The 21413-nt window shown below is 50.9% G+C and carries 25 protein-coding genes; 17 read left to right on the top strand and 8 right to left on the bottom strand.

The annotated features are described in order from the left end of the window. Window positions 1–156: 156 nt before the first annotated feature. Window positions 157–1326, bottom strand: a complete 1170-nt coding sequence (locus Q8O77_RS12970) for an isovaleryl-CoA dehydrogenase (RefSeq protein ID WP_305553741.1) — start codon at window positions 1324–1326, stop codon at window positions 157–159. Between the two features lie 32 nt (window positions 1327–1358). After that, entirely contained in the window at window positions 1359–1763 is a 405-nt protein-coding gene (locus tag Q8O77_RS12975; RefSeq protein ID WP_305553742.1) for a MerR family DNA-binding transcriptional regulator, read from the bottom strand. 264 nt (window positions 1764–2027) lie between these two features. On the opposite strand from Q8O77_RS12975, the gene Q8O77_RS12980 reads away from it, so the two are divergent. The 7 genes from Q8O77_RS12980 to Q8O77_RS13010 all read left to right on the top strand — a co-directional run bounded on the left by Q8O77_RS12980 (window position 2028) and on the right by Q8O77_RS13010 (window position 10195). After that, window positions 2028–3209, top strand: a complete 1182-nt coding sequence (locus Q8O77_RS12980) for an acetyl-CoA C-acyltransferase (protein ID WP_305553743.1) — start codon at window positions 2028–2030, stop codon at window positions 3207–3209. Window positions 3210–3284: 75 nt separating this feature from the next. Next, window positions 3285–4781 carry a CoA-acylating methylmalonate-semialdehyde dehydrogenase gene (locus Q8O77_RS12985; RefSeq protein ID WP_305553744.1) on the top strand — a complete coding sequence of 499 codons (1497 nt, stop codon included), beginning with the start codon at window positions 3285–3287 and terminating at the stop codon, window positions 4779–4781. Between the two features lie 355 nt (window positions 4782–5136). Further along, window positions 5137–6294, top strand: coding sequence for an acyl-CoA dehydrogenase family protein (locus Q8O77_RS12990; RefSeq protein ID WP_305553745.1), 1158 nt, complete (start codon window positions 5137–5139; stop codon window positions 6292–6294). Window positions 6295–6460: 166 nt separating this feature from the next. Then, window positions 6461–7234, top strand: a complete 774-nt coding sequence (locus Q8O77_RS12995; RefSeq protein WP_305553746.1) for an enoyl-CoA hydratase — start codon at window positions 6461–6463, stop codon at window positions 7232–7234. Further along, on the top strand, window positions 7234–8376 hold the full coding sequence (locus Q8O77_RS13000; RefSeq protein WP_305553747.1) for an enoyl-CoA hydratase/isomerase family protein: 1143 nt from the start codon (window positions 7234–7236) through the stop codon (window positions 8374–8376). The genes Q8O77_RS12995 and Q8O77_RS13000 overlap by 1 nt, the downstream gene beginning before the upstream one ends. 12 nt (window positions 8377–8388) lie before the next feature. After that, complete coding sequence (gene mmsB, locus Q8O77_RS13005; RefSeq protein ID WP_305553748.1) at window positions 8389–9279, top strand: 3-hydroxyisobutyrate dehydrogenase; 891 nt, start codon at window positions 8389–8391, stop codon at window positions 9277–9279. Between the two features lie 157 nt (window positions 9280–9436). Then, window positions 9437–10195 carry an SDR family oxidoreductase gene (locus Q8O77_RS13010; RefSeq protein WP_305553749.1) on the top strand — a complete coding sequence of 253 codons (759 nt, stop codon included), beginning with the start codon at window positions 9437–9439 and terminating at the stop codon, window positions 10193–10195. Between the two features lie 46 nt (window positions 10196–10241). Here Q8O77_RS13010 and Q8O77_RS13015 read toward each other — a convergent pair whose 3' ends face one another. Continuing rightward, a complete protein-coding gene (locus Q8O77_RS13015; protein WP_305553750.1) occupies window positions 10242–11147 on the bottom strand; it encodes an EamA family transporter in 906 nt (301 codons plus the stop codon). A 185-nt stretch (window positions 11148–11332) separates the two neighbouring features. Between Q8O77_RS13015 and Q8O77_RS13020 the strand changes: the two genes are divergently transcribed. Both Q8O77_RS13020 and Q8O77_RS13025 read left to right on the top strand, forming a co-directional pair. Continuing rightward, on the top strand, window positions 11333–11761 hold the full coding sequence (locus Q8O77_RS13020) for a nuclear transport factor 2 family protein (protein WP_305553751.1): 429 nt from the start codon (window positions 11333–11335) through the stop codon (window positions 11759–11761). Window positions 11762–11797: 36 nt separating this feature from the next. Beyond that, the gene (locus Q8O77_RS13025) at window positions 11798–12100 is read left to right on the top strand and encodes a YciI-like protein (protein ID WP_305553752.1); all 303 of its coding nucleotides are present in this window, start codon (window positions 11798–11800) and stop codon (window positions 12098–12100) included. 83 nt (window positions 12101–12183) lie between these two features. On the opposite strand, the gene Q8O77_RS13030 is transcribed toward Q8O77_RS13025, so the two are convergent. After that, a complete protein-coding gene (locus tag Q8O77_RS13030; protein ID WP_305553753.1) occupies window positions 12184–12486 on the bottom strand; it encodes a type II toxin-antitoxin system RelE/ParE family toxin in 303 nt (100 codons plus the stop codon). Then, window positions 12479–12739, bottom strand: coding sequence for a type II toxin-antitoxin system Phd/YefM family antitoxin (locus tag Q8O77_RS13035; protein WP_305553754.1), 261 nt, complete (start codon window positions 12737–12739; stop codon window positions 12479–12481). The genes Q8O77_RS13030 and Q8O77_RS13035 overlap by 8 nt, the downstream gene beginning before the upstream one ends. A gap of 195 nt (window positions 12740–12934) precedes the next feature. Between Q8O77_RS13035 and Q8O77_RS13040 the strand changes: the two genes are divergently transcribed. From Q8O77_RS13040 to Q8O77_RS13065, 6 genes are all read left to right on the top strand, one after another. Further along, window positions 12935–13543, top strand: coding sequence for a cold shock and DUF1294 domain-containing protein (locus Q8O77_RS13040; protein ID WP_305553755.1), 609 nt, complete (start codon window positions 12935–12937; stop codon window positions 13541–13543). Window positions 13544–13773: 230 nt separating this feature from the next. Continuing rightward, the gene (locus tag Q8O77_RS13045) at window positions 13774–14268 is read left to right on the top strand and encodes a PRC-barrel domain-containing protein (protein ID WP_305553756.1); all 495 of its coding nucleotides are present in this window, start codon (window positions 13774–13776) and stop codon (window positions 14266–14268) included. Window positions 14269–14359: 91 nt separating this feature from the next. After that, window positions 14360–14542, top strand: coding sequence for a hypothetical protein (locus tag Q8O77_RS13050; protein ID WP_305553757.1), 183 nt, complete (start codon window positions 14360–14362; stop codon window positions 14540–14542). An 8-nt stretch (window positions 14543–14550) separates the two neighbouring features. Beyond that, on the top strand, window positions 14551–14913 hold the full coding sequence (locus Q8O77_RS13055) for a PRC-barrel domain-containing protein (protein ID WP_305553758.1): 363 nt from the start codon (window positions 14551–14553) through the stop codon (window positions 14911–14913). Between the two features lie 124 nt (window positions 14914–15037). Beyond that, complete coding sequence (locus tag Q8O77_RS13060) at window positions 15038–15253, top strand: DUF3185 family protein (RefSeq protein WP_305553759.1); 216 nt, start codon at window positions 15038–15040, stop codon at window positions 15251–15253. 231 nt (window positions 15254–15484) lie between these two features. Beyond that, a complete protein-coding gene (locus Q8O77_RS13065) occupies window positions 15485–15793 on the top strand; it encodes a DUF6482 family protein (RefSeq protein ID WP_305553760.1) in 309 nt (102 codons plus the stop codon). Window positions 15794–15799: 6 nt separating this feature from the next. Here Q8O77_RS13065 and Q8O77_RS13070 read toward each other — a convergent pair whose 3' ends face one another. Genes Q8O77_RS13070 through wecA form a run of 3 tightly spaced genes read right to left on the bottom strand, consistent with a single transcriptional unit; the run spans window position 15800 to window position 19410 of the window. Continuing rightward, the gene (locus Q8O77_RS13070; protein WP_305553761.1) at window positions 15800–16960 is read right to left on the bottom strand and encodes a polysaccharide pyruvyl transferase family protein; all 1161 of its coding nucleotides are present in this window, start codon (window positions 16958–16960) and stop codon (window positions 15800–15802) included. Between the two features lie 12 nt (window positions 16961–16972). After that, window positions 16973–18292, bottom strand: coding sequence for a flippase (locus Q8O77_RS13075; RefSeq protein WP_305553772.1), 1320 nt, complete (start codon window positions 18290–18292; stop codon window positions 16973–16975). 41 nt (window positions 18293–18333) lie between these two features. Further along, window positions 18334–19410, bottom strand: a complete 1077-nt coding sequence (gene wecA / locus Q8O77_RS13080; protein ID WP_305553774.1) for a UDP-N-acetylglucosamine--undecaprenyl-phosphate N-acetylglucosaminephosphotransferase — start codon at window positions 19408–19410, stop codon at window positions 18334–18336. Between the two features lie 171 nt (window positions 19411–19581). Between wecA and Q8O77_RS13085 the strand changes: the two genes are divergently transcribed. Both Q8O77_RS13085 and Q8O77_RS13090 read left to right on the top strand, forming a co-directional pair. Next, window positions 19582–20637, top strand: coding sequence for a glycosyltransferase family 4 protein (locus tag Q8O77_RS13085; protein ID WP_305553776.1), 1056 nt, complete (start codon window positions 19582–19584; stop codon window positions 20635–20637). Then, complete coding sequence (locus tag Q8O77_RS13090) at window positions 20634–21404, top strand: WecB/TagA/CpsF family glycosyltransferase (RefSeq protein ID WP_305553778.1); 771 nt, start codon at window positions 20634–20636, stop codon at window positions 21402–21404. The genes Q8O77_RS13085 and Q8O77_RS13090 overlap by 4 nt, the downstream gene beginning before the upstream one ends. Window positions 21405–21413 lie beyond the last annotated feature (9 nt).

Below are 21413 nucleotides of genomic sequence, written 5' to 3' on the forward strand. Positions count from 1 at the left end.
CGTATTTCAAACACTCGCCGGAGTATCCGACCGGCGCGGAACCGGAACAACTAAGCAGACGATCAAGAGCGAATTTGGGAGAAATTCGCGGGTCTGCGTGTTGTTACGGTGGAAGCGCAGGCTTACACCGTAGTCCGGTCTGAAGTGCTGTTTATGCTAGTTTGATTCGGTAAACAATTCCCGGCCAATCAGCATACGGCGGATTTCCGAGGTACCGGCGCCAATTTCGTACAGCTTGGCGTCGCGCAGTAAGCGCCCGGTAGGGTACTCGTTAATGTAGCCATTACCACCAAGCAACTGAATCGCATCCAGCGCCATCTTAGTAGCCAGCTCTGCCGAGTACAGAATAACCGCTGCCGCATCTTTACGTGTGGTTTCACCACGGTCACAGGCCTTGGCTACAGTGTAAACGTAAGATTTCGCTGCATTCATTTGGGTGTACATATCAGCCAGTTTGCCCTGTACCAGCTGGAATTCACCAATCGCCTGGCCAAACTGCTTACGGTCATGAATATACGGCACTACCACGTCCATACAAGCCTGCATAATGCCGAGCGGACCGGCGGCCAGTACTACACGCTCGTAATCCAGGCCACTCATTAATACTTTAACGCCACCGCCAACCTGGCCCAGTACGTTTTCTGCCGGTACTTCGCAATCTTCAAACACCAGCTCACAAGTGTTAGAGCCGCGCATACCCAGCTTGTCCAACTTCTGCGCGGTGCTAAAACCTTTAGTGCCACGCTCTACAATAAAAGCAGTAATGCCCTTAGAGCCGGCGTTAATGTCGGTTTTGGCGTAAATTACATAAGTGTGTGCATCCGGGCCATTGGTGATCCACATTTTATTGCCGTTTAAAATGTACTTATCGCCTTGCTTCTCAGCGCGCAGCTTCATGCTGACCACGTCTGAACCGGCGTTCGGCTCACTCATCGCCAGGGCACCAATATGCTCGCCAGAGCACAGTTTAGGCAGATATTTCATCTTCTGCGCTTCAGTGCCGTTGCGGAAAATCTGGTTTACACACAGGTTTGAATGCGCACCGTACGATAAGCCAACAGAGGCTGACGCGCGGCTGATTTCTTCCAGTGCTACCACATGCTCTAAATAGCCTAAGCCTGAGCCGCCGTATTTTTCATCTACGGTAATACCCAGCAGGCCCAAGTCGCCGAATTTACGCCATAACTCATTCGGGAACTCGTTTTTCTCGTCAATATGGGCAGCGCGCGGCGCGATTTCTTCGCGGGCGAAGGCGTTAACCTGCTCACGAATCATATCTACCGTTTCGCCTAAATCGAAATTAAGCCCTTTATAACTACTAATCATGTTGATCCCCGTTTGCTATGTCTTCTGACCGCTTAAGCGGTTTTATGTTGTTTGGCGTCGGCTAAGGTATCGCGGCAACGTTTTTCAACGGTGACCAGTTCCATCAGCACAACTTTGATATCGTCCAATTGCTGATGCAGCTCGGCTTTTTTCAGCTCTATCAGCTTCAGCATGGTATTTAATTGGGTGACGCTGCTTTTATCTGCGTCGTACAGTTCAAACAGCTGGCCGGTTTCGGCCAGGCTAAAACCGAGGCGTTTGCCGCGTAAAATCAGCTTCAACCGTACCCGGTCGCGCTTGCTGTAAATACGGGTTTGGCCGTTACGTAAAGGCAGGATCAGCCCCTGATCTTCATAAAAGCGGATACTACGGGTAGTAATATCAAACTCTTTGGCCAGTTCGCTGATGCTATATGTTTTTTCTTCTTTTTCTGTCATATCCGCCTTCCCCGAAAACGCAGTCAATATAAGTGAAGTTTACGTAAAGGTAAAGCTGGCAGCTTGGTGCTAAGTTGGCAAAATGGCCATTTTTACCGTGTTTGTAAAGCTAAAATGCCAGTTTGTACTGGTCAGACTGTACACTTTGCTGAACCAAAAGCGCCGCACACTACCATAGTGTTAGGTAGTTGACGTTGGCGTAAACGTAAATTTGGTGTAGGCTCTGGAACAACTTTTTAGCCGACAGCTTTTTTGGAGATCTTTATGGCTACCGACAATATTGTAATCGTTGCTGCTACACGCACCGCTATGGGCGGTTTTATGGGCGGCTTAAACGACGTTGATGCTACTGTGCTGGGCGCCACTGCGATTAAAGCTGCATTAGATCAGGCCGGTATCAGCGGCGACAAGGTTAGTGAAGTGATTATGGGTAATGTGCTGCCGGCCGGTTTAGGCCAGGCACCGGCACGGCAGGCGACATTAAAAGCCGGCTTACCTTTAAGCGCTGGGGCTACCACTATTAATAAAGTATGTGGTTCAGGTTTAAAGGCGGTAATGCTGGCCAGCGATCTGTTAAAGGCCGGTAGCGCCGATGTGGTGGTAGCCGGTGGTATGGAGTCGATGAGCAACGCACCTTACCTGCTGCCTAAAGCGCGCGGCGGTTACCGTATGGGCCACGGCGAAATTAAAGATCATATGATGTTAGACGGCCTGGAAAATGCCTACGATGGTAAAGCCATGGGCTGTTTTGCTCAGGGCACAGCAGATGAGAAAGGCATTAGCCGCGAGCAGATGGATGCCTTCGCGGTGCAATCTACCACCCGTGCCCAACAAGCTATTGCCAGCGGTGCCTTTAAAAACGAAATTACCCCGGTCACTTTTCAAACCCGTAAAGGTGAAATGACCTTTGCGGTAGATGAGCAACCGGGCAATGCCAAAATTGACAAAATTCCTTCTCTGCGCCCGGCATTTGCCAAAGACGGTACTATTACAGCGGCTAACTCCAGCTCGATTTCTGACGGCGCTGCTGCGCTGGTCTTAATGCGCGAATCTGACGCCAAAGCACAGGGCGCTAAGCCACTGGCGCGCGTGGTGGCCCATGCCACTAACTCGATGGAGCCGGCACTGTTTACTGTAGCACCAGTTGGCGCTATGCAAAAAGTGCTGCAAAAAGCCGGCTGGGATAAACAGCAGGTAGATCTGTGGGAAATTAACGAAGCTTTTGCCATGGTAACCATGCTGGCGATTAACGAGCTGGGCCTGGATGAGAGCAAAGTAAACGTAAACGGCGGCGCCTGTGCGCTGGGCCATCCTATTGGTGCTTCTGGTGCGCGTATTCTGGTTACCCTTATTCATGCGCTGCGTAACCGCGGTTTAAGCAAAGGCGTGGCCTCACTGTGTATCGGTGGCGGTGAAGCCGTAGCACTGGCCGTAGAAGTACTGTAACGAACATTTAAAGCTGCCGGCGCAATTACACACATAACAGGCCGGCGGCATACCCAAACAATCGGGAGAAGCAACATGACACAACAGGTTAAGCATTTTATCGACGGCGAGTTCGTCACCCCTACAGGTGACAAACTGATCGCTGTTACCAACCCGGCAACACAAGAAGTGATTGCTCAGGTGGCATGTGCCACAGCGGCAGAAATGGAACGCGCTATCGAGTCGGCTAAAGCGGCTTTTTTAACGTGGAAAGAAGTGCCGGTATCAGAGCGCGCCCGTTTAATGATGCGTTTTGCGCATTTATTAAAAGAGCATCAGGGCGAGATTGCCGACATTATCTGCCGCGAACTGGGTAAAACAGTAGAAGACGCCAAGGGCGATGTCTGGCGTGGTATTGAAGTGGTTGAACAGGCGGCGAATATTCCGTCATTAATGATGGGCGAAACGGTAGAAAACGTGGCGCGTAGCATTGACACTTACAGCTACATTCAGCCACTGGGCGTTTGTGCCGGTATTACGCCGTTTAACTTCCCGGCGATGATCCCACTGTGGATGTTCCCGATGGCGATTGCCTGCGGTAATACCTTTATCTTAAAACCGTCAGAGCAAGATCCGATGACGGTAAACAAAATTGCCGAGCTGTTTGTTAAAGCCGGTGCACCAAAAGGCGTATTACAAGTTGTGCACGGCGCCAAAGAGCAGGTTGATGCCATTTTGCACCACCCGGATATTAAAGCCATTTCCTTTGTCGGTTCAGTTAACGTGGGCCAGTATATTTACAAAACCGGTACCGACAATTTAAAACGCGTACAGGCCTTCGCCGGTGCGAAGAACCATATGGTTATTATGCCGGATGCGAACAAGCAGCAGGTGGTTAATGCCTTGGTGGGAGCTTCAGTTGGCGCCGCCGGCCAGCGCTGTATGGCAATATCTGTAGCGGTATTTGTTGGCGCTGCAGCAGATTGGATCCCGGAAGTAGCCGCTGCCATTGGCAAGGTACGTCCTGGTGTGTACACCGACCCTAACGCCGCTTATGGCCCGCAAATTAGCCCGCAGGCGCGTACCCGGGTGTTATCGTTAATTGAGCAGGGTAAAAAAGAAGGCGCGACCTGCGTGCTGGATGGCTCAGACTGCAAAGTGGAAGGCTACCCGAACGGTAACTGGGTAGGCCCAACGGTGTTTAGCAACGTAACTACCGAGATGGAAATTTATAAGCAGGAAATTTTCGGCCCGGTGTTAACCACTATGCAGGTGGGCTCGCTGGCTGAAGCATTAAAAGTGGTGAATGACAGCCCGTACGGTAACGGTACTTCTATCTTTACCGCCAGCGGCGCAGCAGCACGTAAGTATCAGCATGAAGTGGAAGTAGGTCAGGTAGGTATTAACATACCTATTCCGGTGCCACTGCCGTTTTTCTCCTTCACCGGCTGGAAAGGCTCGTTCTATGGTGACCAGCATGCTTATGGTAAGCAGGCGGTACGTTTTTACACTGAGACGAAGACCATTACAGCGCGCTGGTTTGACGACGATATTCCGGTTTCCGGCCCGAATATGTCGATTAATTTACGTTAAGAGCAATGTGGAGCCTGATTTTAGTCAGGCTCAGGCCTGCACACTTTACACGCCGACACGCCATAAACCGTCCGTGGGGCTCGATTTATGAATTTCATCCGTGAAATTCACCCCCAGGGGCCAGCGAAGCTGGTCAAATTCGTTCCTGACGAATTTGTCAGCATCCATGGCCTCCAACGGTCGGCTAAGTAAAGTCTGCAGTCCTTCTCTGATGCAGGTTCAAAACGGTTGACGAGGCGAAGTGCGGAGTAGATTTAACTTAGCGAGCGATCAAGAGTGAGCCGGGGAGCGGCGAACGGGCGAGAGTGTTAAATGTACGGAAGCAGCGAAGCCGATTGAAGAAACAGGATTAACTATGAATTTCAATTTAACAGAAGACCAACAAGCCTTTGTCGATGTGGCCAAACAGTTTGCCGAACAAGAGCTGGCGCCACACGCAGCGCAGTGGGATCGTGATCATCACTTTCCTAAAGACGTGATCCAAAAAGCCGGTGAGCTGGGTTTTTGCTCATTGTATACGCCCGAAGAAGACGGTGGCATGGGGCTGTCACGCTTAGACTCCTCCATTATTTTCGAACAGCTGTCGATGGGCTGTACCGCCACTACGGCTATGCTGACCATTCACAATATGGCCACCTGGATGATAGCCAACTGGGGTACCAGTGATGCCAAGACAGAATGGATGGAGCATCTGGTCACCGGTCAGAAATTGGCCTCTTACTGCTTAACCGAGCCAGGCTCTGGCTCAGACGCAGCCGGCCTGCGTACCAGTGCGAAAAAAGATGGCAACGAATACGTGTTAAACGGCTCTAAGATGTTTATCTCCGGCGCCGGTGAAACTGAAGTATTGGTAGTAATGGCGCGCACCGGCGAAGCTGGGCCCAAAGGCATTTCAGCCTTTATTGTACCGGCCGATGCCAAAGGTGTGATTTACGGCAAAGCTGAAGAGAAAATGGGCTGGAACGCCCAGCCAACCCGCCTGATTACCTTTGAAGATGTACGTATACCGGCGCATTACCTGCTGGGCAACGAAGGCGAAGGCTTTGGCTTTGCTATGAAAGGCTTAGACGGCGGCCGTATTAATATCGCCACCTGCTCTATTGGTACTGCGCAGCAGGCGCTGAATACCGCGCGTAACTATATGTTAGAGCGCCAGCAGTTTGGCAAGCCATTGGCAGCATTTCAGGCACTACAGTTTAAACTGGCGGATATGGCCACCGAGCTGGTGGCTGCACGGCAGTTAGTGCGCTTAGCGGCGTTTAAGCTGGACCAGAAAGATGGTGAAGCCACCGCCTATTGCGCTATGGCCAAGCGGTTTGCTACCGATGTCGGTTTTCAGGTTTGCGACCAGGCGCTGCAGTTACACGGCGGCTACGGCTACATTAAAGAATACCCGTTGGAGCGGCATTTCCGCGATGTGCGCGTGCACCAGATTTTGGAAGGTACCAACGAAATTATGCGGCTGATTATCGGCCGGCGTTTATTGGATGAAGCCGCTGGTGACATTCTTTAACTAGCAGATGAACTCAAGCTGGGGGAACAGGATTGTTCTAAACCGACCGTTGGAGGCCATGGATGGCCGGAGTCGAGCCCCAGGGACGGTTTATGGCGTGTCGGTGTGGACAAACCTGTTTCACCTAAGCACGTAGCATGAACTACGCCCAAATCAGGAGACAACAATGGCTCAACTAAAACTCGAAAAACGCGGTCACACGGCGCTTATCACTATGTCTAACCCGCCGGCCAATACCTGGACCCGTGACACTTTAACCCAGCTGCGCGACGCGGTAAAAAGCCTGGATCAGGATAAAAATATCTATGCGCTGGTGATCACCGGCGAAGGCGATAAATTCTTCTCTGCCGGCGCTGATTTAAAGCTGTTTGCTGATGGTGATAAAGCCATTGCCAGCGATATGGCGCGTATTTTCGGCGAAGCCTTTGAAACCTTAAGCGCCTTTAGCGGCGTGTCTATTGCTGCTATTAACGGCTATGCCATGGGCGGCGGTTTAGAAGTGGCACTGGCTTGTGATATCCGTATTGCTGAGCAACAAGCGCAAATGGCGCTACCGGAAGCCAAAGTAGGCTTATTGCCTTGTGCCGGTGGCACACAAAACCTGGCCTGGTTGGTAGGTGAGGGCTGGGCCAAACGGATGATTTTATGCGGCGAGCGTTTAGGTGCTGAAAAAGCGCTGCAAATTGGTTTAGTAGAAGAAGTGGTCGCCACCGGTATGGCGCTGGAAAGTGCACTGGCGATGGCTGATAAAGTAGCCGAACAAAGCCCGTCATCGGTTACTGCCTGTAAGAAGCTTATTCAGCAAGGCCGCAGCGGTACTATGCAAAGCGCGCTGCCGCTGGAGCGTGAGCTGTTTGTCGGTCTGTTCGACACTAAAGATCAGGTAGAAGGTGTGCAGGCGTTTTTAGACAAACGCAAAGCTAACTGGGTGAACGGCTAATGAGCGGCGCAAACGACGTAGTGCTGTACCAAGAACTGACAGCACACAACGGTAAAAAAATTGGCGTTGCTACACTGAATTCAGAAAAGTCGCTTAATGCACTAAGTTTGCCGATGGTGGAGTCGTTACTGCCTAAGCTTCAGGCTTGGCAGGCGGACAACAGCATTAGCATGGTATTGCTGCAGGGCGCTGGCGATAAAGCCTTTTGTGCCGGTGGCGATATCCGTGATTTATATAAAGCCATGCTGGATAAGCCGGGTGAATATGCGCCTTATGTTGAAGAGTTTTTCACCAAAGAATATACGTTGGATTATTTAATCCACACCTTTGGCAAGCCGGTGTTGGTGTGGGGCAATGGCATAGTAATGGGCGGCGGCTTAGGTTTAATGGCCGGCGCCTCGCACCGCGTTGTTACTGCAACCAGCCGTATTGCGATGCCGGAGATGGCAATTGGTTTGTATCCCGATGTTGGCGCCAGCTGGTTTTTAAACCGTATGCCCGCCGGTTGTGGCCTGTTTTTAGGTTTAACCGGTGCTTCTATTAATGCTGCCGATGCCAAATTTATTGGCCTGGCCGATAACTTCTTGCTGCATGAGCGTAAAGCCGCGTTACTGGAAAAGCTACTGGCAGTAAAGTGGGGTGATACTGTTGCCCTGAATCATCAAAAGCTCAGCGATGTACTGCGTAGCGAAGAAGATCAATGCCGTACCCAGATGCCGCTGAGTAATATCCGGCCACACCAGGGGGCCATTGAAACGCTGGCGAACCTGAAGAGTTTGCCTGCTGTTATTGCCAGCGTTAACGCTATGCAAGGGGAGGATAAATGGCTGCAAAAAGCCAAAGAGTCGCTGGCCTATGGCAGCCCCATTACAGCACATATCGTATTTGAGCTGTTAAAACTGGGCCAGAGCAAAATACTGGCTGACAGCTTCCGGCTGGAGCTGGATTTAAGCGTACAGTGCGGCAAGCTGGGTGAGTTTACCGAAGGTGTCCGCGCGCTGTTAATGGATAAAGATTTACAACCGAAGTGGCAATACAAAACAGTAAGCGACGTGCCGCAAAGCGTGATTGACGAGCTGTTTCGCTCGCCGTGGGCTGCTCACGAGCATCCGCTGCGCGAACTGGGTCAACCGGATAACTGATTAGGAGCAAACATGGCTAAGGTTGCATTTATAGGGTTAGGCAATATGGGTGGCCCTATGGCCATCAATCTGGTGAAAGCCGGGCACGCAGTTACTGCCTTTGATTTATCGGCAGCGGCACTGGCACAGGTAAACGCCGAAGGCGCAGCCGTGGCTGCTACAGCGGCAGAGGCTGTAACCGGCGCGGAGTTTGTTATCTCAATGCTGCCGGCCGGTAAGCATGTACTGGGCTTGTATTTAGGCGAACAGGGCATTGCCGGCAATATCAGCAAGGAGGCGTTGGTAATTGACTGCTCTACCATAGATGCTGACAGCGCGCGTAAGGTCGGCGTTGGTTTAGCTGCCCAAGGAATTGCCTTTATTGATGCACCGGTGTCCGGTGGTGTCGGTGGTGCTAAGGCTGGTACCTTAACCTTTATTGTTGGCGGTGATGAAGCGCACTTTGAGCGCGCGAAAACCGTGCTTGGCAATATGGGTAAAAATCTGTTTCATGCAGGTGCCGTAGGCGCCGGCCAGGTTGCGAAAATCTGTAACAATATGCTGTTAAGTATTTTAATGGTAGGCACCTCAGAAGCGCTGCAAATGGGTGTGGACAACGGCCTGGACCCGAAAGTGCTGTCTGACATTATGCTGAAAAGCTCAGGCCGTAACTGGACGTTAGAACTGTATAACCCGTGCCCGGATGTAATGCCAAATGTGCCATCATCAAATGGTTATCAGGGCGGCTTTATGGTGGATTTGATGGCAAAAGATTTAGGCCTGGCACTGGAAGCGGCATTGCAAAGCCAAAGCAGCACACCAATGGGCGCACTGGCGCGCAGCTTGTACGTGGCGCACCAGCGGGCCGGCAATGGCAAGCTGGATTTTTCCAGTATTTTTCAACTGTTTGCTAAAGCCAATTAATTTGAAATAACACGCAAGTACTCCGAATATTTTCTCCGGGACACGCCGTAAATACGTCCCTGTAGGCTCGTGTTTTTCGTCCCTGAAAAACACGGTCCCGGCAGAAAAATTCTACGCACTTGCTCATATCGCAGTAATCGCGATGTCGGAGAAAGAAATGAACCTGCAAAACAAAACCATCGTTATCACGGGCGGGGCACAAGGTTTGGGCCTGGAAATGGCCCGCATGTGCGCGGCTGAAGGCGCCAAACTGGCCTTAATCGATATGAATGCCGACCAGTTAGCGGCAGCCAAGGCTGAGCTTGGCGCAACAACCACAGTAAACACTTACATTGCTAACGTGGCGAATGAAGAACAGGTAGAAACCACCTTTGCGCAGATCGACAGCGACTTTAACGGCATTGACGGCCTGATTAACAACGCCGGTATTTTGCGTGATGGTTTGCTGTTGAAATACAAAGACGGCGAGCTGCAAAGCAAGATGTCACTGGCACAGTTTCAGTCGGTAATTGATGTCAACTTAACCGGCGTATTTCTGTGTGGCCGCGAAGCAGCAGCTGCCATGGTAAAACGCGGCACCAAGGGCGTGATCATTAATATGTCCAGCGTCGCCCGTGGCGGCAATATGGGCCAGACCAACTATGCTGCCTCAAAAGCCGGTGTAGTGGCGATGACAGTAACCTGGGCGCGTGAATTAGGGCGTTTTGGCATTCGCGTGGGGGCTATAGCACCTGGCGTTATCCGCACCGCGATGACCGATGCGATGAAGCCGGAAGCGCGTGATCGTTTAGAGAAAATGAAACCGGTAGGGCGTTTGGGCGAAGCCAGCGAAATTGCTCACACGGCTAAGTACATTTTTGAAAACGATTTTTTTACCGGCCGGGTAGTTGAAATTGACGGCGGCATTAGCATGTAATTTGCCGGCTATGATATAAAAAGGCGCCGCGGCGCCTTTTTTATGCTCAGCTGCTTACTTTAAGCTTTGCTTGAGCAGAGGTCGGTACTATAACGGTGCTGCGCTGCCCCAGCCACACCCCAAGTAATACCAGCGCCATACCGGCACTTTGCAGTAATGTCAGTTTTTGTTGCAGCACCAAAGCACCCAGCACGGTAGCACTTAGCGGGCTAAGCAGGCTAAGTGTCGTTACTGCGGCTGCCGGCATTTTCATTACCCCGCGCAGCCAAAACACATAGGTTAAACCGGTGCCAATTAACCCCAGCCAGATATAGCCGAAAACGTTAGCCTGGCTAAGTTGGGTCGGCAAGGTTTCAAACAGCAAAGCCAGCGGTAATAAAAACAGGCCACCGGCTGTCAGCTGCCAACTGGTTAATACCATAGCGCTGGCTGGCGGCAGCCATTTTTTTGTCAGTAAAGTACCGCAAGCCATGGCAAAGGCACCTGCAGCCGCAGCGGCTACGCCGATAAAGTCCAGTTTCGCGGCCGGCCCCAATACCAACATAGCCACTCCGGCTAAACCACACAGCGCGGCAATCCAGCTTAGCATGCTGGTTTTGGCATTCAGCACCGCCCAGCCCAGCAGTACCACTACCAAAGGTTGGATAGCACCGACTGTTGCGGCCACGCCGCCGGGTAAGCGATAGGCCGCCACAAACAACAGCGCTTGAAAGATGCCAATGTTCAGCATGCCCAGCAGAAAAATTTTGCCCCACCAGCCTTTAGCCGGCAGTTGGCGCAGACACAACAGCATTAGCAAGCCAACCGGCAGGGTACGCAGTGTGGCAGACAGCAACGGTACATCGGGCGGCAGAAACTCTGTGGTAACCAGATAAGTACTGCCCCAAATCAGTGGTGCTGCAGCGGTTAAACAAATATCAAACCAGCGGGCTTGTGGTGCGGCTGAACTCATTGAACAACTCCTGAAATAAGCGGATTAAGAAAACTAAGCTAAGCGCTTGTTGTAAAACGCAGGCACTGTAAAAGCTCAATCTAACTTAAGGTCAATAGTTTAATTGACGGGCATGCTTTATATATTGCGTTAGTAGCTAAAATTGTTACTCTGAAGCAAGCAAAAACAACATCTTGGAACCTCTGATGAAAAAAATCCTAATCGTTATGTCACTGCTGTTTTGTACTATGCCGGCCCTGGCCGATGACAAAGCCGAACTTACGGCACTGTTAAGCGAATTTTTAGACGGCGCTACCCGCAACGATGCGGCTATTCACAATAAATACTGGGCTGACGAGCTTATTTACACCAGCTCCGGCGGCACGCGCTTTGGCAAGGCTGAACTGATGCAAGGCGTAACCAGCCGCGGCATGTTAAAAGCAGACGAAATTGATACGGTGTATAGCAGCGAAGATGTGCGCATTATGCAATATGGCGATACCGCAGTGGTGGCCTTTGTATTGGTGGGTAAATCAGCTAATGAAACCAAACGCTATTTAAACAGCGGTACTTTTATCCGTAAGAACGGCCAATGGCAGGCAGTAAACTGGCAAGCCACGATTAAAGCGGAATAACCCAAACGCACGGGACAGCCGGCTAACGGAGATGCTGTGAAACACTTTGTATTGATATACGACACTGCGCCAGATTATCTGCAACGGCGAGCTGAATTTCGTTCTGCCCATCTGGCAGTAGCGTGGCAGTCTGCCGGGCGCGGGGAGTTACTGCTGGGCGGTGCTGTTGGTGATCCGGCAGACAGCGCACTGCTGCTGTTTCGCTGCGAATCAGCCGATATTCCGGCCGCTTTTGCCAAAGCCGACCCTTATGTAGTAAACGGTTTGGTAAAAAGCTGGCAGGTAAAACCCTGGCATACGGTAGTGGGTGAGGACGCAGCTAACCCGGTACAGCCCTAAGTTTCTGGCTGTTAACAAAAATAACTTTAGCTACAGTAGTATCAAAGCATTAGCTGTTTGAATCAGTATACAAACACACGGAATTAGTCGGTTTTCCTGCCTGCTAAATGCGGTTTTGGTAGCATGGTTTGGTTTAACACCGCAAAAACTACTATGCCACCGGGTTTTACAGCGTAATAAACAACATGTTCGTGATGTGCAAAGCTGTAGGCCGCTTTTTTAACATCTGGTCTGATTTTTCCCATTAATGGATTTTCAGTCAGTAGCTGAACTGTTTTATGTAGACTTTCAAGATATTTTACTGACTGCGCTTTACCCCATTGTTCCAGCGTATATCTTTGAATATCAATTAGATCTGCAGTGGCTGCCGGTGTCAGCTTATACATTGTTAATGTATTTTCCTGCCATGAGTTCGTTAAAGAAGGTGTTACCGTCAACTAATGACGGTTCGTTATCAACCTCTGCCGCTCTTAACTTCAGCATACTGAGTTTTAGCTTGTCTATAGCGTCATACTCATCCATTGATATCATCACAGCAACAGCCTTACCGTTGCGGCTGATCTGTACCGGCTCTTTTTGTGCTTTGAGCAACAGTTCGCCAAAATGTGTTTTCGCTTCATTCGCGGTGAGCGATTTCATCTGTACTAACCTCTGTAAAGTGTGACCTGTCACACCTGAGCCAATATAGCCTAATCGTTCGATTCAATCAAAATACAAATATTGCGATGGCACTTTAAAGCAGGATTGACGAGCGAAGCCAAACAGGCTTCAATCGTAGCCAATTTTGCTTTAACTACGCTAAGTGGTTGTATTTTTAGCTGACAAGGGGCCGTAATGCGCGTAAAAGGAAAAATTACCCAGTGGGATGATGCTAAAGGCTTTGGTTTTATCCAGCCGATGTTAAAAGGCGAGCGGGTATTTGTGCATGTAAAAGCCGTGCAAAATCGCACACGCCGGCCGGTGATTGGCGAAGTGATAACGTATTCGGTGGGTAAAGATGACAAAGGTAGGGTGCAAGCCAATGCGGTAACCTTTGCCGGTGAAAAGCTTATTGTTAAGGCCGCCAGAACCTCATCGCGCTGGCCGTTATTCGTGTTATTTGCCTTTATCGCAGTGCTCTTATTGGCGTTCGCTTTGGATAAATTACCGCTATACGTTATTGCCGCCTACGCCGTTATTAGTCTGTTTACTTTTATCAGCTACTGGCTGGATAAGCGCAAGGCCCGGGCTGGCCGCTGGCGCATACCGGAGGCAAATTTACAGTTGTTATCACTAATTGGTGGCTGGCCAGGTGCGTTGCTGGCGCAAAGCTATTTACGGCATAAATCACAAAAGCGGGCCTTTCTTGCGGTGTTCTGGCTTACCGTACTGGTTAATCTGGCCGCGCTTAGCTGGTTAACCTGGCAGGGCGGCCAGCTATTTCAGGCATTTGCTCTGCAGTAGTTTACTGTTATTTCCTAAGTGCGCTAGCGAACCGACTACGCAGCTTTTGCGGCGTAGTTTAAAGGTTCATCCTGAATTCCATATCTCGTGGCGATTCAGCCCTTTTCCGGTACTTATTCGGTACTTACTTAGTACTTAATCAACAATGCTGCCGGTGAAGAAAAGCTGTGATGAAGCGGTTATACCGGACATTGTGTCCGGCAAACACATTCAATTCGACGGAGATTTATATGAAAAAGCTAAATTCGCTGGTTTTTTACGCACTGGTTACCCCGGCTATCGCCCTGGGTACCGGTTCTGTGTTGGCGCAACAAACCACAGATAAGAATGCACAAAATGATCAAAACCAACCGCGCACCATGCAGTCTGATGCGCAACGGGATGTTGAACGCAAAAATATGCAGGGTAAATCCCGCATGCAAAACGGCGATTATTTAGGCTCCGTGCCGGCCAATGGCGCGCACGCCAGCCACCTGATTGGCGCTGATGTGCAAACCGCTAACAACGAAGACATAGGCGATGTAAGCGATCTGATTATTGGCAGCAATGGCCAGGTGATGGCTATTGTTGTCAGTGTTGGAGGCTTCCTTGGTATGGGCGAGAAAGACGTCGCCATTGGCTGGGATCATGTAAAACGCTCCGGCACGGCTGATGATGTGGAACTACGGGTAGATGTCACCCGTGATGAGTTAAAAGCTGCCCCCGGGTTTGCGAAACGGGATTAACACTTGCCAACGTCATAGCGTCACCCTGCATCTTAATCCGTTAAAGATAAGAGGCAGATACCTGGTGTAATAAATATTTGGAGCACAACTTATGAACAAGAATCAACCTAACAAAGGCAGTTCAAACGACGACAAAAGACATGGCAAGGATGTTACTGAAAAAGTGACTGACGACAAAAAAGCGCATAAGAAGGACAAAGCTGAGAAGAATGACGGCAGAAACGGTGCCGTGTTAGGCGAAATTAATAATCCTACCGGGAAGAAAAACAAATGAGCACTATCATGACGCAACCGAACGGCGGCCTTAATGGCACAGGCGCCTTACTCAGTGCAGGCAGTATTACCGGCGATGAAGTCTGTAATATGCAGGATGAAAAGCTGGGTAAGATCCAGGAGATTATGCTGGATATGGCAGAGGGCAAAATCCGTTATGTCGTGCTATCGGCCGGCGGCTTTCTCGGCATCGGCGATCGCCTGTTTGCTGTGCCGTGGAAAGCGCTGACGCTGGACAGGGAGAACCAGCGTTTTATGCTTGATGTCGATGTCGAGCGCTTAAAGAACGCCCCTGGCTTCGATAAAGATCAATGGCCGGATATGGCTGATGCCAGTTGGAACTCGAGCGTTGAGTCTTACTACGCCAGATAGCGCCGGCAGATAGCAAGCCGGTGACAAGGACAGTTTTATCAGTCCGCATCATATAACGCTGGCCCCGGCCGGCGTTACCTTTATACAACAGAACACAGGTTTTATTCACCGGAAGGAGATTAACATGATAAATAACAGAATCCTGGCTATCGTATTACTTGTTGTAGGGGGGCTGCTGCTTTTCTTTGCATATCAGGCATCTGAAAGCTTAGGCGAGCAGGTGACAGAAGCCGTTACCGGCCGTTTTACTGATTCCACCACCTGGTTTCTGATCCTCGGTGCTGCATCGGCAATGGCAGGTGTTTGGCTGCTGCTGATGGGGAAATCCGCCCACAACTAACGCCGAAATTTGCCCGGCCCCATACTCTGGCAGAATTGCAGGCTGTGGGGTTGGCGCCAGCGCAGTGCAATTTGGTCATAGTACAATTTGGCTATGGTTAAACCTGGCTATACTTAGTGGCATCCGGGTTCAGTTGCGGCAGATCTGAACCTCAGCCGGCGTCGTAAAAGCAATGTAATCGCAGTAATAACGTTGCAGACATAACGCCAACCTGAAAACAGGAGCCTAAGCATGCCTTACCATCGTGCCAATCATTTAAATCATCAGGATGTACGCATTAATGAACTGACCATTCATTCGTTTGAAATGGGCGTTTATCTGGCAGAGGCCGACTACGACGGCCGCAAAGCATTTTTAGTTGATGAAGACAACAAGCCTCAGCAGTTTCACAGCATAGATGAAGTGAAGCTGGCGCTTAACCGTTGCACTATTTACCAGGCGTATTTAGTGCATCAGTCAGCCTATGATGAAATGTGCGGCGGCGCTGAAAAAGTAGATAACACCTTAAAAGTGCCGCTGTTTGTGCCCGGTGTTAGTTAATGCACACTAGCCGATAGCCTGATACAGCCGCTGCCACATGGCGGCATTTTGCTGCTTCAGGCCTGCCGCTTTGAGCTTTACCTCAGCTGCCAGGCTGGCTTTATTGTCCAGCAACTGCTGCAGCGCGCTAAGCAGGCTTTGCTCGCTTAGCTCTGTTACACAGTAATCTGCCATGCCAAAGTCGGTCATCATGGCGTGGTACTTGTGGCTCCAACTGGTGGCAATGCAGGGCACACCCTGGCTTAGCGCATTTACCGCGCCGTGAAACCGTGAGCTTATCGCCAGTTCCGCCTTGCCGATAAAAGCTTTTACCGCCAACGGGTCGTCAATGTGCACTATCTGACATGGCGCTTTGGCGGCAATTTCTGCACACAATTGCGCATCTTCTTTACCTTCATGATTTACCAGTACGCACTGCAACCCTTCGGCTGCGAGTTTGTTGGCGGCAGCGGCAAAGGCGGCGATATAGTCGTTACGTTGCTGCTCAGCACCGGCGTGGTTAAAGCTGGATACCACCTTGTTATTCGGAATAAGTGCAGCGTAAGGGCCGTTTACAGTCGGTATTTCATCATTGGCACGCGCAGTTAAACCAACAGTGAAGTCCGGTGTTAATACTACCGAGTCCGGCAAGTTGGGCACACAGCTTTGCAAGTGTTGCAATGACACCGGATCGCGGACAAAAATTAACCTGGCGTGTTGGATAATATCGCGCATCGCCGCTTTACTGGCGTCGGTTTTAAACGGGCCAAAGGCCTGTGGCATAAACACAAAAGGTTTACCTGCTTTGGCAAAACGCACCACTTCTTTGGCAGTATTTTGTAAAAAGCGCAGCGGCCACTGATCGCCATAAGCAAAACCGCTGGCTTCCAGCACAAGGTCAACTTGCTGCTCGCTTACCATGCCGTAGCGGTTAAACAGCCGCTGTACTGCGCCCGGCAACTTGCCGATTAACGGTGTTAAATCCAGGCCACCGCGGCGAAACGACAGCTTTTGCCAGGCACCTAAGCGGGCGCGTTCCACATAAGGCAGGTTTGGTCCCGGGGACAGCACCAGCTCTACCTGTTGTTTAATGCCTTTTAGCCCTTCCAGACTGGCCAATAACATTAAATAAGCGCCTTTATTGCGAAACTGCACGCCTTTAATTTCAACGAAAAGTGGTTTGCTCATAGAAAAACCTTGTTAGTGAGTGTCTGTGCGGCGCACAGTAATAAGTTGCCATAGCTGGGCGCGGGTGCTTTTTGCCAGCAACAGGAAAAACAACGACGCATAGGCATAAGATATTAATGTGGCCCACGCCGCGCCAACAATACCCATGGTTGGAATAAGCCATAAATTTAAACCGACATTAAGGATGGCGCCGATACCGTGGCTTAGCAGCGACAACGGTTCCTGCTCGGTAATAAGTAAATGCTGACTGATCAAATAACGCACAAAGATAAAACAACCGGCCCAGATATGAATGCGCAGCACGTCAACGGCGGCGGCAAAGCTGTCGCCAAATAACAGGCTGATAATCCACGGCGCGGCCAGCGACATCAGTACCGCTATAGTAAAGGCTGCGCTGAAAAACAGCAGCGCAAAGCGGCGTAACTTTAAGTAGTAGGTGGTTTTGCCCAGTTGATAGGCTTTTAGCATATCCGGGTAGTAGCGTGCGGCTAAGGTAGCCGGAAACACATACCACAGTTCAGATAAACGGCTGGCGGCGGCATAAATACCGGCCTGTTCGGTGCCGGCGATAGAGCCTATCATCACAATATCAATTTTCAGGTAAATTACCGACACTATGCCGGACAACCACAACCAGGACGAGCGGCGCAGCAGCTGTTTGGCCTGTTGCCAGTTAAACCAGCGCGGATGATAGCCCGGCCAGCGTGCGTCATCTTTGCTAAACGGCTGAAGTTTGCGCCGGTAAATAACATACTGTGCCATGCCGACCAGAAAAAACTCGATACCGGTTAGCAGCAGCAGGCTGGCAATACCAAAGCCGCTGTACAGCAGGGTGAGTTTAACGCCGAAGCTCAGCAGCGATATTGCCGATTTAACATAGGCCAGCGTGCGAAACGTACCCTGATAATTTAAGTAGAATTCAAACAGTAAAAAGCCGAAAAACGCCTGCAACAAGAACAGTACCGGGATGGCAACAGCGGTATTGCCGGCAAACATGGCCGGATACAGCAGATAAAATGCCATCAACATCAGGCTGCCACCTGCTATGCCAAGGCCCAGCCGGATACTGATGGCGCTGTACAGCATGGTCATGGCATCGTGGCCGCTGTCGTGTTTTACCATCTGGCGCACTACTATATTGTTCAGCCCCATGCTGGTTATCGGCACCAAAAAGGCACTCCACGCCATCACAATGGAATAAACACCCAGCTCGCTCGCACCCAGCATGCGGGCAACAAATACCGTTAGTACCGCACCGGCAGCCAGCTTAACCATTTTGTCACCCAGCATCGCCGTGGCGCGGGCCTGCAACAGCTTTTTTATGATTTTCACTACTTAACTGTCCTTATTTAATGACGGCTACTTAACTGGCGTTACTTCACCGCCCCAGGCTGGCGGTTGTGCAGTCGCTTATGGCGAAAGTGCGAGATAATACGCCAGATATGTTGTAGCAGATACAGGTAAGAGGCAAACAGCGCGATAAACAGCGCTAACATTAGCGGCTCCGGTAGCAGCAGGTATTCGCCGATAATGCCGATACAGGCACAAATACAGGCCAGCGCGGTAATAAGCGCCAGCGACTCGCGTGAGCTTAAACCCAAACGCAGTGAAATATGGTGCAGGTGTTCGCGGTCGGCCTGAAACGGCGACTGGCCCTTGCGGATGCGGCGCACCATAATGGCAATCATGTCCATCAGCGGAATAGCGATGATCCACAATGCGGTAACCGGGCGAAAGCTGGCGCTCTCACTTTGGGTGCCGATAATCAGCAGCCAAATCACGCTCAGGCCAATTAACATGCTGCCGGCATCGCCCATAAAAATACGCCGGCCCGGTACCAAATTCAGGTTGCACGCCAGGTAGGGCAGTAGCGCCAGTGCCAACGCCAGCGCAAAACCGGCATATAACTGCTGGCCCCATAACGCCATAAAAATAGCGATGCTGACAAAACTAACCAGGCTGAGCATACCGGCCAGGCCGTCTATGCCGTCGGTCATATTAAAGGCGTTAATCGCGGCGATAACGGCAATCAGGGTAACCGGTAGCCCCAGCACACCAAGCTCTATTACGCCAAAACCAAACAGATTACCCAGGCTGGCCAAGTGCAAATTCAGGCTGTAAGTCATGGCCAGGCCCACTAACGTTTGTACCGCCAGGCGCAGCTTTACACTTAAATCGAAGTAGTCATCAAATACGCCTAATACCAGAATAACGCCGCTGCAGGCCAGATAATAAAACGGTTGTATGTTGCTGTCGGCAAACAGCAGCATGGCAATGGCCAGGCCGCAGTACGTGGCAATACCGCCGATCAACGGCACAGCGCCCTGGTGCTGCTTGCGACCGCGCGGTATATCTACCAGGCCAACGCGCACCGACAACGGATATAATACCGCGATGGCAGCGATGGCGGCGAACAAAGCAGTAAGATAAAGGCTAATATATTCAGACATTTAACTATCCTGGTTACGTCAGGGTGAACAGTTATTCAGCCGGGCGTCAGCTACAATCGGTTTTACTGGCGCTATTCCGGTTGTAGCGCAATGCGCTATAAACTAAGTGTTTTTCCGGCTGACAACAAGTATTGTACACAGTCCGCCAGCGGTTCAGGGTGATATTTCAGCGTGCAGGCAGCAAAGAGTAACATTTTAATTATCAGTAATATGGGCCCCAAGCCATCATCACCGTTTCAGGGCAAGTTTGTCCACAATCAGGTATGGGCGCTGGCAGCGCTTAATCCTGCGTATCATTATATGCGCTGGCACAGTGACTCTTTGCTGAACAAGTGGTTGAAATATCCCGTTTTTGCGCTCGATTTTCTCTGGCGCTTTATTATAAGCCGGCGCCGTTTTGATATTGTGCATGTGCATTATTTTTACCCCACTATCTGGCTCGCGCTGCTGTATAAAGCCTTGCGTAACCCGAAAGTGAAAATTGTCGTTACCTGCCACGGCAGTGATATTTATCTGTATCAGCCGCCCGGTAAAGCTTATCGCTGGTGCGCGGCAAAGGTAGACCAATGGATTTTTGCCAGTAAAGCGCTGGCGCGGCAGTTTAGCTTGCCGCTAAAGCGCGCCACAGTATTGCCGGCCGGTATCAGCGAGCTGTTTGGCCAGGCACAGCAGCTGAGCTGGCAGGATAAAAGCATCGATATCTTGTATGTCGGCAGCCTGGATCATAACAAAGGCATGGACCGCTTACTGGCCTTGCTGCCGCAGTTGCAGGATAAAAAACTGGTTATCGCCGGCTCCGGCCCCTGGCTGGATAAACTGCACTCTGCCGCCAGGCGTTTTCCCAATGTACTGGTAGTAGGGCCGAAAGACAGCCAGGCGTTAAAACAGTTATACAGCCAGGCGCGCTGTTTTATCAGCCTGTCACGCCATGAAGCCTTTGGTTTGGTGATGGCAGAAGCCATGGCCTGTTACACCCCGGTTATTGCTACCCATACCGACGGTGCAGCAGAGCAGATTAACCACGGCGACAATGGTATTCTTATCAGCCAGCAGGGCACAGAGCAGCAACTGCATACTGCGCTGGAACATACCCTGGCACAGTTTTTTGCCCAATCTGAAGAGCAATACCGGCAAATGCAGCACTCTGCCCGCAGCAGCGCAGAGCAATATCTGCTGAGTCGGGTGATCACCGAATTACAACAGCTTTATCAGGATGTTTTACGATGAATGCAAGCAACGCCAATAGCATGACGCCGGACAATTCAGTTACCACGGCACCGCCGCCACAGGTGAGCATAGGGCCGGTGCAGGTATCGGCCTTTGCCGGTATGACCCAGTTACTGGCCTATATAGTACGCGAGGATGGCAGCGTGTATGCCGGCTCGGCCATTGCCATTAACCCGGAAAAAGTATTAACCGCAATGCGTGAACCGCAAATTGCTGCTGTTATTGCCGCGGCCGATATTCGCTATGCAGATGGGATTGGCGTGGTAAAGGTGATGCGCAAACGCTTGAAACAAGCAGTGCAGCGCATCCCGGGTTGTGAGTTGTGGCAGCAGTTGATGCTGCGCGCGGCCCACTATAAGGTGCCGGTATTTATTGTTGGTGCCACCCCGGAAGTTAACCGGCAAACGGCAACTAAGCTGCTGCAACAAAAAACCAATCTGGTGGGCGCGGTGGATGGTTACTTTAAAGATGAAGCGGCGCTGATTGCGCAAATTAAGCAAAGCGGCGCCCGTATTGTCAGTGTGGCCATGGGTTCACCGAAGCAGGAGCTGCTGATCCAGCGTATTCGGGCGCAGCATCCGGACTGTTTTTATATGGGCGTGGGCGGCACTTATGATGTGTTTACCGGTAATGTAAAACGGGCACCGCCGCTTTGGTGTAAGCTGAACCTGGAATGGGCCTATCGCTTGTTATCACAACCCAGCCGTATTGGCCGGCAACTGGGCTTGCTGCGCTACGTCTGGTGGTACTGGACCGGTAAAATTTAACGCTATGGA

Source organism: Rheinheimera sp. (assembly GCF_030690345.1).
In the GTDB taxonomy this organism is placed as follows: domain Bacteria; phylum Pseudomonadota; class Gammaproteobacteria; order Enterobacterales; family Alteromonadaceae; genus Alishewanella.